This window comes from Blastococcus sp. TBT05-19 (assembly GCF_003319095.1).
In the GTDB taxonomy this organism is placed as follows: domain Bacteria; phylum Actinomycetota; class Actinomycetes; order Mycobacteriales; family Geodermatophilaceae; genus Blastococcus.
Genome location: NZ_QOHI01000002.1, coordinates 36,455 through 49,903 on the forward strand (window position 1 = coordinate 36,455; position 13,449 = coordinate 49,903).

Sequence of the window (13,449 nt, forward strand, 5' to 3'; positions counted from 1 at the left end):
ACGGCTCCTGGCCGCGGTGTCACCTGCGGAGCGGTGACAGCGGGAGGAGCCGGCCGAGGTCGGCGCGGTTGCCGCTGGCGCTGACCTTCCCCTCGGCGACGGCGTCGGCCCAGGAGAGCGCGCCGGTGGCCAACCGCAGCCAGGTGGCGGCGTCGGTCTCGACGACGTTGGGCGGCGTCCCCCGCGTGTGCCGCGGCCCCTCCACGAACTGGACGGCGACGTGCGGCGGCACCCGGAGCTCCACCGACCGGCCGGGCACCTGCTGGGCCAGCCAGCGCGCGGTGGTCTTCACCGCGGCGCCCACGACCGACCGCGGCGGCTGCTCCGCCTCCCCGGCCAGCCAGGCGCGGACCGGGTCGACGGCGGCCCGCAGGTCCTCGGCCGGGATGGGCGCCGGCATCAGGCGGTGGGGACCGCGCCCGCCGGGACCGTGAAGGGCGGCGTGTGCTCGGGGCCGCCGAACAGCGCCGGGATCGTCGCGCTCCACGCGGCGCGCAGCTCGGCGAGCGGCAGCTCCAGCAGCCCGTCGATCGCGAGGGACTCCCCGCCCGTCGTGCCCAGCTCGGTGACCCGCACGCCGGCCCACTGCGCCGTCGTCTTGACCCCGCCCGGGTCGGACGTCGTGATCACCACGCGGGCCGTGGACTCGCTGAACAGCGCGGTGAAGGCGTCGCCGTCGAGGCGCAGGCGGGCGCCCGTGCCGTAGCGGAGTGCGGACTCGGCCAGCCCCTGGGCCAGCCCGCCGTCGGCCAGGTCGTGCGCGGAGGCCACCAGGCCCTGCTCGGCCAGCGCGGCGAGCAGCCGGCCGAGCGCGCGCTCGGCGGCCAGGTCGACCGCCGGCGGCTTCCCGCCGAGGTGGCCGTGGACGACGCTCGCCCAGGCCGAGCCGCCGAACTCGGGCCGGGTCTCGCCCAGGAGGAGCACCGTCTCCCCCGCCGCACGCCAGCCGGTGGGCACGCGCCTCCGGACGTCGTCGTGCACGCCCAGGACCCCGATGACCGGCGTCGGGTTGATGGCGACGTCGCCGGTCTGGTTGTAGAGGCTCACGTTGCCGCCGGTGACCGGCAGGCCCAGCGCGCGGCAGCCGTCGGCCAGACCGCGCACGGCCTCGGCGAACTGCCACATGACCTCGGGGTTCTCCGGGGAGCCGAAGTTCAGGCAGTTGGTGACCGCCAGCGGCTTCGCGCCGGAGACCGCGACGTTGCGGTAGGCCTCGGCCAGGTTGAGCTGCGCGCCGAGGTAGGGGTCCAGGCGGGCGTAGCGGCCGTTGCCGTCGAGGGCCAGCGCGATGCCGCGGTGCGACTCCTCGTCGATCCGGATCACACCGGCGTCGTCGGGCTGGGCCAGGACGGTGTTGCCGCGCACGTAGCGGTCGTACTGCTCGGTGACCCAGGTCTTGTCCGCGCCGTCCGGGCTGCTGACGACGGCGAGCCAGTGCGCCTGCAGCTCGGCCGGGGTGGTCGGGCGGGGCAGCCGGGCGGCGTCGTCGGCCTGGAGGGCGTCCAGATCGGCCGGGCGCTGCATGGGGCGCTCGTAGACCGGACCCTCGTGGGCCACGGTGCGCGGCGGCACGTCGACGATCCGCTCGCCGTGCCAGTCGACGGTGAGCCGGTCGCCGTCGGTGACCTCACCGATGACGGCGGCGCGGACGTCCCACTTGCGGCAGACGGCGAGGAACGCCTCGACCTTGCCCGGCTCGACGATCGCGCACATGCGCTCCTGCGACTCGCTCATGAGGATCTCGGCGGGCGTCAGGGTGCTGTCGCGCAGCGGGACGGTGTCGAGGTCGACGTGCATGCCGCCGGTGCCGGCGCTGGCCAGCTCGCTCGTGGCGCAGGAGAGGCCGGCCCCGCCGAGGTCCTGGATCCCGGTGACGAGGTCCTGGGCGAAGATCTCCAGGCACGCCTCGATGAGCAGCTTCTCGGTGAACGGGTCGCCCACCTGGACCGCGGGCCGCTTGGCCGGGCCCTCGGCGTCGAAGGTCTCGCTGGCGAGCACGCTGACGCCGCCGATGCCATCGCCGCCGGTGCGGGCACCGAACAGGATGACCTTGTTGCCCACGCCCTCGGCCTTCGCCAGCCGGACGTCCTCGTGCTTCATCACGCCGACGCACAGCGCGTTGACCAGCGGGTTGCCGGCGTAGCAGTCGTCGAAGAGCAGCTCGCCGCCGATGTTGGGCAGGCCCAGGCAGTTGCCGTAGCCGCCGACGCCGGCGACGACGCCCGGCAGCACGCGCGCGGTGTCGGGGGCGTCCGCCCGGCCGAAGCGCAGGCTGTCCATGACCGCGATCGGGCGCGCGCCCATGGTGAGGATGTCGCGCACGATGCCGCCCACGCCGGTGGCCGCGCCCTGGTAGGGCTCCACGTAGCTCGGGTGGTTGTGGCTCTCGACCTTGAAGGTGACCGCGTAGCCGTCGCCGACGTCGACGACGCCGGCGTTCTCGCCGATGCCGACCAGCAGCGCCTCGCTGGGCGGCAGGTCGCCGAACCGGCGCAGGTGCACCTTGGAGCTCTTGTAGGAGCAGTGCTCGCTCCACATGACCGAGTACATGGCCAGCTCGGCGGTGGTGGGCCGGCGGCCGAGGATGTCCTTGATCCGCGCGTACTCGTCGGCCTTGAGACCGAGCTCGGCGAAGGGCTGCTCGTCGCCGGGGGTGCTCGCGGCGAGGTCGACGGTGTCGAGGCGGTTCTTCAGCCGGCCGGGGCCGGTGTCGAGGTCGGAGAGGCCCTGGCTCATGCGCTGACGACCGCCTTCAGGACGCTGGTGAAGAAGCCGAGGCCGTCGGTCGACGGCCCGGTGAGGTCCTCGATCGCGTGCTCGGGGTGCGGCATGAGGCCGACGACGCGGCCGTTCTCGCTGGCGACGCCGGCGATCTCGCGGCTGGAACCGTTCGGGTTGCCGTCCGCGTAGCGGAACACCACCCGGCCCTCGCCCTCGAGCCGGTCGAGGTCGGCCTCGGAGCCCACGTAGCGGCCCTCGCCGTTCTTGACCGGGATGAGGATCCGCTGGCCCTCGGCGAAATCCGTCGTCCACGTCGTGTCGGCGCGCTCGACGACGAGCACCTGGTCGCGGTTGCGGAAGTGCAGGTGGCTGTTGCGGGTCAGGGCGCCGGGCAGCAGGCCCGCCTCGCACAGCACCTGGAAGCCGTTGCAGATGCCCAGCACCGGCAGGCCCTGGTTGGCGGCCGCGACGACGTCCTGCATCAGCGGCGAGCGGGCGGCGATGGCGCCGGCGCGCAGGTAGTCGCCGTAGGAGAAGCCACCGGGGAGGACGACGGCGTCGACGTCCTTGAGGTCGTGGTCGCCGTGCCAGAGCATGACCGGCTCGCCGCCGGCCAGGCGCACCGCGCGTGCGGCGTCGACGTCGTCCAGGGAGCCCGGGAAGGTGATGACACCGATGCGCACTGGCGCCTCTCTCGGTCGGGGGGCTTGCTTACTCGGACGAGAGGTGCAGCTCGACGTCCTCGATGACCGGGTTGGCGAGCAGCGTCTCGGCGATCTGCTTCAGCTCCGCCTCGTCCGGCGTCCCGTCGACCTCGAGCACGAAGTGCTTGCCCTGGCGGACGCTCCGCACGGAGTCGTGGCCGAGCCGGCCCAGCGCTCCCAGGACCGCCTGACCCTGGGGGTCGGAGATCTCCGGCTTCAGGACGACGTCGACGACCACCCGGGACACGCCGACGAGGGTACCGGGCCGTCCACGGGCCTCCGACCCCTCCCGACGAGCCGCATCTCGCCCCGTCCGTCACACCAGCCCACGTCGTGGTCGCGGGCGGTGACAGATCGGCGGTTCGACTGCAGAATCCGGCTCGTCCGCCGAGGAGGCCCTGTGCGTTCCCTGTTCGCTGTTCTCGCCGCCGGCCTGGTCCTCCTGACGGGGGCTCCTGCCTCGGCCGCTCCGGTCAACCAACCGCCCGTGGCCACGGGTGACGCCGTCGCGCACATGAACGACGGCCGGCAGCTCGTCATCCGTGTCCTGGAGAACGACACCGACCCGGACGGCGACCAGCTCACCCTGGCCGGTGTCGGCACCCCCACCAGGGGATACGCGCAGTACTCCAGCACCTGGATCTACTACAGCCCGCACACCGGCCAGGTCGGTGACGACACGTTCACCTACACCGTCTCCGACGGACGCGGGGGCACGGCGACCGGCACCGTGACCGTCACGCTCTACACACCGCTCCCCCGTCCGGCCGCCCCCACCGGCGTGACGACGCCCGGGTCGTTCGTCTTCTCCTGGTCGGCGGTCCCGGGCGCCACGGGCTACCGCGTCTACCGGGATCACGCGCCCATCGGCACCACGACGGCCACCAGCTGGACCGACAGCGGGATGGACGACTCCTCCAGCAACATGTACTGGGCCGTCGCCCTGGACGGCGCCGGCCGCGAGGGCCTCGCCTCCTACCCGGAGATCTACCGGGCCGTGCGCCCGTTGACGCCGGCCTGGCTCGACGTCGACCCGACCAGGACGGGCTCCTCGCTGGAGCTGACCTGGGACTCGTCCGGCGAGGGCTACACGACGTGGCGGGTGTGGCGGGACGGTGTGGCCATCGCGACGACGCGGGTCCCGCGGTTCGTCGACACGGGTCTCACCGAGGGGCGCGAGTACAGCTACCAGGTGTCCCGGTCCGAGCAGCTCGAGGGCGGGTTGTCCGCCCCGGTGCGGCAGGTCCCGCGGACGCTGACCGACATCGGCTGGTTCTTCCTGCAGCGGGGCTGGGACTCCGGCTACCTGGGTCCGGTCACCGTCGCCGAGCGGCCGGTCCCGGGCGGTCTGCGGCAGGACCACCTGCACGGGATCATCCTGCAGCAGGACGGCGAGGCCCCCCTGCCCGTCTACGGCTTCATGGAGGTCGAGTTCGATGCGGCCGGTGGGATACCGGTCCTCGGTTATCCCCTCGCGGAGCAGGAGTGCGGCCTCCGGGAGAACGGCTGCGGGCAGCTCTTCGAGTTCGGCAGCATCTGGGAGTCCGACGTCGCGCCCACCACGGCGGTCCGGGACGCCATCGAGGCAGGCTGGGCCGCCACCGGCTGGGAGGACGGCCCCCTGGGCTACCCCGTCGCCCGCGAAGCTCCGGTTCCCGGCGGCGTCGCGCAGTCCTTCGAGGACGGCGCCGTGTACTGGAGCGCGACCACCGGCGCGCACGGTGTCAGCGGCGAGGTCCACGACACCTACGCGGCCCGGGGCGGGGTCACGGGGCCCCTCGGCCACCCGACCATGAGCGAGGCCTGCGGTCTGCGCGACGGCGGCTGCTACCAGCACTTCCAGGGCGGCTCGATCTACTGGAGCCCGGTCACCGGCGCACGTCCGGTCTCCGGCGGGATCCGCGACACCTGGGCCCGCCAGGGCTGGGAGAACGGCCGTCTCGGCTACCCGACCATGAGCGAGGCCTGCGGCCTGCGCAACGGCGGCTGCTACCAGCACTTCCAGGGCGGATCCATCTACTCCTCCCCCACCGGAACCCACATCGTCGCCGGCACCATCCGCGACACCTGGGCCCGCCAGGGCTGGGAGAACGGCCGTCTCGGCTACCCGACCATGAGCGAGGCCTGCGGCCTGCGCAACGGCGGCTGCTACCAGCACTTCCAGGGCGGCTCCATCTACTCCTCCCCCACCGGAACCCACGTCGTCGCCGGCACCATCCGCGACACCTGGGCCCGCCAGGGCTGGGAAGGCGGCCGCCTGGGCTACCCGACCATGAGCGAGGCCTGCGGCCTGCGCAACGGCGGCTGCTACCAGCACTTCCAGGGCGGCTCCATCTACTCCTCCCCCGCCGGAACCCACGTCGTGGCCGGCGCCATCCGCGATGCCTGGGCGCGCCAGGGCTGGGAGAACGGCCGTCTCGGCTACCCGACCATGAGCGAGACCTGCGGCCTGCGCAACGGCGGCTGCTACCAGCACTTCCAGGGCGGCTCCATCTACTCCTCCCCCGCCGGAACCCACATCGTCGCCGGCACCATCCGCGACACCTGGGCCCGCCAGGGCTGGGAAGGCGGCCGCCTGGGCTACCCGACGGGCGGAGAGGTGAGCAGCCCGACCGGGGTGGTCCAGAGCTTCCAGGGCGGCAGCATCAGGATCGACCGCGCGACCGGCCGGCCGGTGATCAGCTACCGCTGACCGGTCGGCTCCGGCCCCACGAGCCGATCTCAGGCGAACGGGCTGCCGGTGAGCTTCTCGTAGGCGGTGACGTACCGCTCCCGGGTGGCCTCGACGACGTCGGACGGCAGCTCGGGCGGCTCGGAGACCCGGTCCCAGCCCGACGACATCAGCCAGTCGCGCACGAACTGCTTGTCGTAGGAGGGCTGCACCGAGCCCGGCGCCCACGACGACGCCGGCCAGAAGCGCGACGAGTCGGGGGTGAGCACCTCGTCGCCCAGCACCAGCCCGCCGTCGGGCGAGACGCCGAACTCGACCTTGGTGTCGGCGAGCACGATGCCGGCCTCGCGGGCGATCTCCGCGCCCCGCCGGTACAGCGCCAGCGTCAGCTCCCGCAGCTCCTCGGCACGCTCGGCGCCGACGAGCTCCACCACCCGCGGGAAGTCGATCGGCTCGTCGTGCTCGCCGAGCTCGGCCTTGGTCGACGGCGTGAACACCGGCTCCGGCAGCTGCGAGCCCTCGACCAGCCCGGTGGGCAGGACGACGTCGCGGATCGAGCCGGTGCGCTCGTACTCCTTGGTGCCGCCGCCGGACAGGTAGCCGCGGGCCACGCACTCGACCGGCAGCATCTCCAGCCGGCGCACGAGCATCGCCCGCCCGGCGACCTCCGCCGGCACGTCGGAGGCCGACACCAGGTGGTGCGTGGCCCCGAAGCGCTCCAGCACCGGCGTCAGCTGCTCGAACCACCACACCGAGAGCTGGGTGAGCACCTTCCCCTTGTCGGGGATGGGTGTCGGCAGCACCCAGTCGTAGGCGGAGATCCGGTCCGACGCCACGAGCAGCAGCCGGTCGGACCCGGCGTCGTAGATCTCCCGCACCTTGCCGCGGGCGACGAGGGGCAGGTCCACGGTCACGTCAGCGCTGCCAGCCGGTCGAAGAGCGGCCCGAGGTTGGCCACGTACTGCTCCGGCCGGCAGATCTCGTCCAGCCGCGCCTCGTCCAGCGTCACGCCGGACTCCCCCGCCCGGGCCCGCAGCGTCTCGCGGAACGGCGTCCCGGACTTCCACGTCTCCATCGCCGCGCCCTGCACCAGCGCGTAGGCGTCCTCCCGGGAGAGCCCGCCCTCGACCAGCTCCAGCAGCACCGACGAGGTGTAGATCAGCCCGCCGGTGGATTCGAGGTTGGCGCGCATCCGGTCGGCGTCGACCACCAGGTTCTCCACCAGCCCGGCCGTCAGGTCCAGCAGGTAGTCGGTGGTGATCGCGGCGTCGGGCAGGAACACCCGCTCGGTGGAGGAGTGCGAGATGTCCCGCTCGTGCCACAGCGGGATGCCCTCCATCACCGGCACGATCGCCGCCCGCACCACGCGGGCGAGGCCGGCGATGCGCTCGGAGCGGATCGGGTTCTTCTTGTGCGGCATCGCGCTCGAGCCCTTCTGGCCCGACCCGAACGCCTCCGACAGCTCGCGCACCTCGGTCCGCTGGCCGTGCCGGACCTCCAGCGCGATCGCCTCGCAGACCGTGGCGATGATCGCCAGCGCCGACACCCACTCGCTGATGCCGTCGCGCAGCACCACCTGGGTGGAGGCGTCGGCCGGCCGCAGGCCCAGCGCGTCGGCGACCGTGCGCTCGACCGACGGGTCGATGAGCGAGTACGTGCCGACGGCGCCGGAGATGGCGACGACCCCGACGGCGTCCCGGGCGGCCCGCAGCCGGTCGCGGGACCGCGCCGCGGCGAAGGCCAGGTCGGCGACCCGGTGGCCCCAGACGACGGGTTCGGCGTGCACGCCGTGCGTGCGTCCCACCCGGATGGTGTTCCGGTGCGCCAGCCCGTGGTCGCGCAGCGCGGCCACCAGGCGGTCGGCCTTGGCCAGCAGCACGTCGGTGGCGTCGGTGAGCTGCACGGCGAGCGCGGTGTCGAGCAGGTCCGACGACGTCATGCCGTGGTGCACGTAGGCGGCGGCCGACCGGGGCTCGGTGTTGTCCGCCCAGGCGGTGAGGAAGGCGATGACGTCGTGCTGCGTCGTCTCCTCGATCTCCGCGACCCGCTCCGCGCTCGGCGGGGGCGCGTTCCGCACCGGCTCGACGACGTCGGCCGGGACGCGACCGGCGGCGGCGTGCGCCTCCAGCACCAGGGTCTCGACGCGGCACCACAGCGCGTACTTGTGCGCGTCGCTCCAGACCCGGCCCATGTCGGGGAGCGTGTAGCGCTCGATCATGCGGGTACCGCCTGCCACTGCTCAGCTCGTCGCGCCACGGGGACAGTCTCCCGCAGGGCTAGCGTGATCACGAACGCCCCCCAACTGGTCGGTGGAGGAGAGCAATGCTGCGACGCGCCGGCGCTCTGGTCGGGCGTGCGCGCGAGCGCATCCGCACCGCACGGGAGCACGACCCCCACGCCTGGCCGCACCGGGACCACGACGTCGACCCGGACGTCGACCCGGACGTCGACCCGGACGTCGACCCGGACGACGACCTGGACGACGACGACCTCGACGACGGCACCGGCGACGGTGGGCCGCCGCTGGGCAGCCCGGCCCCCGGAGCGCCCGATCTGGACGGCCCCCTCGGCCCCGGCGGCGTCAGCGGTCCGCCGGAGGGCGGTCGTCCGCGGCGCCGGAGCGAGAAGAAGCGTCCGCTGGTCGGCGGTGCCGCCCCCCGGCTGCACGTCGAGGACAACGTGCCCACCGGCCTGCGGACGGCGGCGGCGTGGTCCTGGCGGCTGCTCGTCGTGCTGGCCGGGCTCTACGCGCTGCTGACCGCGATGGCCTACGTCGCGGTCGTCGTCGTCCCGGTCATCGTGGCGCTGCTGCTGGCGGCGCTGCTGCAGCCGGGCGCCGCCGCGATGGTGCGGCACGGCTGGCCCCGCTCGTTCTCCGCGCTGACCATGCTCGTCGTCGGCCTCGGCGTCGTCTCCGGGATCATCACGCTGGTCGTCCAGCAGATCAGCGCCGGGTTCGGCGACCTCGCCGCGCAGGTCAGCGAGGGCCTCGGGCAGGTGCAGACCTTCGTCGTCCGCACCTTCCCCATCACCCGGGGGGAGCTGGAGAACGCCGTCGCCCAGGCGCAGGAGACCCTCGTCGCCAACCAGGAGACGATCGCCTCCGGCGCACTCACGACCGCCACGACGGTGGGCCACGTCTTCACCGGCATCGTCCTGGCGCTGTTCACCCTCTTCTTCTTCCTCAAGGACGGCCGGTCGATCTGGCTCTGGCTGGTCGGCCTGTTCCCCCGGGACTCCCGCGCCTTCCTCGACGAGGCCGCGCGCCGGGCCTGGCGGACGCTGATCTCCTACGTCCGGGCCACCGTCGCCGTCGCGCTCGTCGACGCCGTCGGCATCGGCATCGGGCTGGCGATCCTCTCGGTCCCGCTGGTGATCCCGCTGGCCGCCCTGGTGTTCCTGGGGGCCTTCATCCCGATCATCGGGTCGTTCCTGGCCGGAACGGTCGCGGTCCTGGTGGCGCTGGTGTCGGAGGGCCCGATCAAGGCGCTCATCGCACTGGCCGTCGTCATCGCCGTCATGCAGCTGGAGGGGCACGTCCTGCAGCCGCTGCTGCTCGGCCGGGCGGTGCACGTGCACCCGCTGGCCGTGGTGCTCGCGATCGCGGCCGGACTGCTCGTCGGCGGCATCTTCGGCGCCCTGATCGCCGTTCCGACCGTGGCGTGCGTCAACGTCGCCGGCACGTACCTCAGCCGGCGGCACGAGGGCCCACGCCCACCGGAGCCGCGCCCCGAGCGGGCGAAGCCGGTCGTGGGGGTCGTCGAGCAGGGCTGACCGGCCGGCCGGTTCAGCCGTCGACGGCGATCCGGCCCTCGACGGCTGCCAGCGCGATGTCGGTGCGCCAGTGCGCGTCGGCCAGCCGCACGCCGGCCACCCGCTCGTAGGCGGCCTGGCGGGCGGCGGCCAGGTCCGCGCCGACCGCGGTCACGGCGAGCACCCGGCCCCCGGCGGAGACGACGGTGCCGTCGGCGGCGAGCGCCGTCCCCGCGTGCAGGACGCCGTCGCCGTCGGCGCCGGTGATCGGGTCGCCGGTGCGCGGCCGCTCGGGGTACCCCGGGGCGGCGACGACGACGGTGACGGCGCTGCCCTCGTGCCAGCGCAGCGGCGGGTGCTCCGCCAGGGTTCCGGTGGCCGCCGCGTGCAGCAGGCCCCCCAGCGGCGTCTCCAGCAGCGGCAGGACCACCTGGGTCTCCGGGTCGCCGAAGCGGGCGTTGAACTCCACCACCCGCACGCCGCGCGAGGTGAGCGCGAGCCCGGCGTAGAGCAGGCCGCTGAACGTCTCGCCGCGGCGGGCCATCTCGTCCACGGTCGGCTGCAGGACGGTGTCCAGCACCTCCTCGACCAGACCGGGCGGCGCCCACGGCAGCGGTGCGTAGGCGCCCATGCCACCGGTGTTCGGCCCGCCGTCGCCGTCGTCGCGGCGCTTGTGGTCCTGGGCGGGCACGAGCGGCAGCACCGTCGTCCCGTCGGTGACGGCGAACAGCGACACCTCCGGCCCGTCGAGGTACTCCTCGACCAGGACCGCTCCCCCGGCCTCCAGGACGGCTCGGCCGTGCGCGGCGGCGGCCTCGCGGTCGGGGGTGACGACGACGCCCTTGCCGGCGGCCAGCCCGTCGTCCTTGACCACGTAGGGCGCACCGCCGGTCAGCGCTGCGACCTCGTCGAGCGCGGTCTCCAGCTCGGCCGGGCCGCCGACCGGCCACGAGCGCGCCGTGGGCACGCCCGCCGCCGTCATCACGTGCTTGGCGAAGGACTTGCTGCCCTCCAGCTGCGCGGCCTGCGCCGACGGGCCGAAACAGGCGATGCCGACCTCGCGCACGGCGTCGGCGACCCCGGCGACGAGGGGCACCTCGGGGCCGACGACGACGAGGTCGGCGCCCCAGCCGCGCGCCAGGTCGGCCACGGCGACCGGGTCGGCCACCGCCAGCACCGCCCCGCCCGCAGGGGGCGGGGCGACCGCGCGCGTCCCGGCGTTCCCGGGGGCGCAGGCGAGCGCGCTCACCGCGGGGTCGGACTGCAGAGCCACGCACAGGGCGTGCTCCCGGGCACCGGAGCCGATCACCAGCACGCGCACGAGCGGCGACCCTACCGACCCTTCCGGGGGAGGCGCGAGGCCGCGCCCCCTGGCCCGTTCCCGGCGGTTCAAACCCCAGAAACCCCAGACACACCAGGTGATCTGGGTCACATTCACGCTCCGGCATCCCTGGTCAGCGCGCTGTGTTCTCGATTGTGCGCAATCCGTCTTCTTCAGTTCCCCCCCGATTCACCCGATTCCTGTGTTGTGGGTGCCATGCGCGCGACCGAGTCGCTGGCGATTCGACCAGCGACACGCCTTCCCCGGCCCGTCGTCATCGGACACCGTGGAGCCCCGGCCTACCGGCCGGAGCACACGGCGGCCAGCTTCGAGCTGGCCATCGACCTCGGAGCCGACCTCATCGAGCCCGACGTCGTGGTCAGCCGCGACGGCGTGCTCGTCGTCCGGCACGAGAACGAGCTCTCCCTCTCCACCGACGTGGCCGAGCACCCCGAGTTCGCCGACCGGCACACCTCGAGGGTGATCGACGGCGAGCTGTGCACCGGCTGGTTCACCGAGGACTTCACCTACGCCGAGCTGCGCACCCTGCGCGCGGTCGAGCGGATGCCGGCCATGCGCCCCCTCAACACCGCGTACGACGGCCGGTTCGGCATCCTGACGCTCGCCGAGGTGGTCGAGCTGGCCCGGTGCCGGTCGACCGCCGACCGCCAGATCCGGGTGCTGGCCGAGCTCAAGCACCCGCACGTCTCCGCGGCCCCGTGCCCGCCGATGGGCGCGCTCGTGGCCGAGGAGCTCCGCCGGCTCGGCGCCGACCGCGCCGACGGCACGGTGATGATCCAGTCCTTCGACCCGGCGCTGCTGCGCGAGCTGCGCGCCCGGCTGGGCGACGGCGGACCGCAGATGGCCCAGCTCGTGGCCGACGACCGCACCGGCGACGGCATGGTGACGCCGTCGGGGCTGCGCGAGATCTCCACCTACGCCCAGGCGATCGCCCCCAGCCGCGAGCGCGTCCTGGCCAGCGCCGCCGGCGTCCGCCCGGGCCGGGCGCACCTGGTCGGCCAGGCGCACTCCGCCCAGCTCACCGTGTTCGTCTGGACGCTGCGGGCGGAGAACGCCTTCCTCCCGGCGCACCTGCGCCGCGGCGAGGCCCCCGAGGGCCTCGGGGACGCGGTCGGCGACGCCAAGGAGCTGTTGGCCCTCGGGGTCGACGGGCTGATCACCGACTCCCCCGACCACGCCGTCCGGGCCCGGACCGCGGTCACCGCCCAGCTGGTCTGACGGGTCAGCGCGTCCGGTAGGGGCGCTCGCGCATCGTCCGGTGCAGCGCGCGCAGCCGCTTGCGCTCCTCGGCGCGGGCCCGCGCATCGACCCGCAGCAGCTGGTGCCGGGCCTCGCCCTGGAGCTTCCGCCAGGCCGTGATCCGCGCGGGGTCGAGGAGTCCGTCGTCGATCGCGGCGGCCACCGCGCACCCCGGCTCGGTGCGGTGCTCGCAGTCGCGGTAGCGGCACTCCGCGGCGAACCCCTCGACGTCGGCGTAGGCCTGCGCGACGCCGTCGGCGTCGTCGTGCAGCCCCAGCTCCCGCATGCCGGGGGTGTCCACGAGCAGCCCGCCCCCCGGCAGGAGGTGCAGCTCGCGCGCCGTCGTCGTGTGCCGCCCGCGCCCGTCCTCGCGGATGCCCCGCGTCCCGGCCACCGGCCGACCCGCCAGCGCGTTGGCCAGGCTGGACTTCCCGACCCCCGAGGGACCGACCATGGCCGCGGTCCGCCCGGGGCCGAACAGCTCGCGCACGGCGTCCAGCCCCTCCGCCGTCACCGAGCTGACCGGTAGGACCGGGACGCCGATCGCGTCCTCGGTCACCTGCTCGACGGCCGCCGTGACGTCGTCGCACAGATCGGCCTTGGTCAGCACGACGGCGGGCGCCGCCCCGCTGCTCCAGGCGACGGCCAGGTAGCGCTCGATCCGGCGCACCCGGGCCTCGCCGATCAGGGCGTCGACCACCAGCACCACGTCCACGTTCGCCGCCACCACCTGCGCGGCCGACGTGCGCCCCGCCGCGGTGCGGGTGAAGGCGCTGCGCCGCGGGAGGAAGCCGACGGCGAGCTCACCGCGCAGGGCCACCCAGTCCCCCACCGCCGGTGCCGCCGCCCCGTGCAGTCCCGCCGCCGGATGCACGCGCCGCTCTCCGTCGGCGGCACGCACCGTCAGCCGGCCGCGGTCGACCCGCAGCACCCGGCCGGGCTCGCAGCCCGGCGGGAGCTGGGCGACGCGGTCGGCCGTCCAGCCCAGCGCGAGGAGATCCACGCCGGGGATGGTGACC

General features: G+C 74.3%; 11 protein-coding genes. 3 read left to right on the top strand and 8 right to left on the bottom strand.

Translation table 11 applies throughout. From position 1 onward, the window contains the following. Positions 1-19 precede the first annotated feature (19 nt). Genes DQ244_RS06810 through purS form a run of 4 tightly spaced genes read right to left on the bottom strand, consistent with a single transcriptional unit; the run spans position 20 to position 3,672 of the window. The gene (locus DQ244_RS06810; protein WP_113810745.1) at positions 20-400 is read right to left on the bottom strand and encodes a sterol carrier family protein; all 381 of its coding nucleotides are present in this window, start codon (positions 398-400) and stop codon (positions 20-22) included. Continuing rightward, entirely contained in the window at positions 400-2,736 is a 2,337-nt protein-coding gene (purL, locus tag DQ244_RS06815; RefSeq protein ID WP_199580259.1) for a phosphoribosylformylglycinamidine synthase subunit PurL, read from the bottom strand. Before purL ends, DQ244_RS06810 begins: the two co-directional genes overlap by 1 nt. Next, positions 2,733-3,404 (bottom strand): phosphoribosylformylglycinamidine synthase subunit PurQ, encoded by a 672-nt coding sequence (gene purQ / locus DQ244_RS06820; protein ID WP_113810746.1) that lies wholly within the window; start codon positions 3,402-3,404, stop codon positions 2,733-2,735. Before purQ ends, purL begins: the two co-directional genes overlap by 4 nt. Positions 3,405-3,432: 28 nt before the next feature. Further along, on the bottom strand, positions 3,433-3,672 hold the full coding sequence (gene purS / locus DQ244_RS06825; RefSeq protein ID WP_113810747.1) for a phosphoribosylformylglycinamidine synthase subunit PurS: 240 nt from the start codon (positions 3,670-3,672) through the stop codon (positions 3,433-3,435). A gap of 153 nt (positions 3,673-3,825) precedes the next feature. Here purS and DQ244_RS06830 point away from each other — a divergent pair, with 153 nt between their 5' ends. Continuing rightward, entirely contained in the window at positions 3,826-6,117 is a 2,292-nt protein-coding gene (locus tag DQ244_RS06830) for an Ig-like domain-containing protein (protein WP_113810748.1), read from the top strand. 29 nt (positions 6,118-6,146) lie between these two features. Here DQ244_RS06830 and DQ244_RS06835 read toward each other — a convergent pair whose 3' ends face one another. Both DQ244_RS06835 and purB read right to left on the bottom strand, forming a co-directional pair. Then, a complete protein-coding gene (locus DQ244_RS06835; protein ID WP_199580260.1) occupies positions 6,147-7,010 on the bottom strand; it encodes a phosphoribosylaminoimidazolesuccinocarboxamide synthase in 864 nt (287 codons plus the stop codon). Then, positions 7,007-8,314, bottom strand: a complete 1,308-nt coding sequence (gene purB / locus DQ244_RS06840; protein WP_113810749.1) for an adenylosuccinate lyase — start codon at positions 8,312-8,314, stop codon at positions 7,007-7,009. Before purB ends, DQ244_RS06835 begins: the two co-directional genes overlap by 4 nt. A 104-nt stretch (positions 8,315-8,418) precedes the next feature. On the opposite strand from purB, the gene DQ244_RS06845 reads away from it, so the two are divergent. After that, complete coding sequence (locus DQ244_RS06845) at positions 8,419-9,870, top strand: AI-2E family transporter (protein ID WP_113810750.1); 1,452 nt, start codon at positions 8,419-8,421, stop codon at positions 9,868-9,870. 13 nt (positions 9,871-9,883) lie between these two features. On the opposite strand, the gene purD is transcribed toward DQ244_RS06845, so the two are convergent. Continuing rightward, on the bottom strand, positions 9,884-11,170 hold the full coding sequence (gene purD / locus DQ244_RS06850; RefSeq protein ID WP_113810751.1) for a phosphoribosylamine--glycine ligase: 1,287 nt from the start codon (positions 11,168-11,170) through the stop codon (positions 9,884-9,886). 216 nt (positions 11,171-11,386) lie between these two features. Here purD and DQ244_RS06855 point away from each other — a divergent pair, with 216 nt between their 5' ends. Beyond that, positions 11,387-12,409: a glycerophosphodiester phosphodiesterase family protein gene (locus DQ244_RS06855; protein WP_113811097.1), complete on the top strand. Its 1,023-nt coding sequence runs from the start codon at positions 11,387-11,389 to the stop codon at positions 12,407-12,409. Positions 12,410-12,413: 4 nt separating this feature from the next. On the opposite strand, the gene rsgA is transcribed toward DQ244_RS06855, so the two are convergent. Continuing rightward, the gene (rsgA, locus tag DQ244_RS06860; RefSeq protein WP_113810752.1) at positions 12,414-13,433 is read right to left on the bottom strand and encodes a ribosome small subunit-dependent GTPase A; all 1,020 of its coding nucleotides are present in this window, start codon (positions 13,431-13,433) and stop codon (positions 12,414-12,416) included. Positions 13,434-13,449 lie beyond the last annotated feature (16 nt).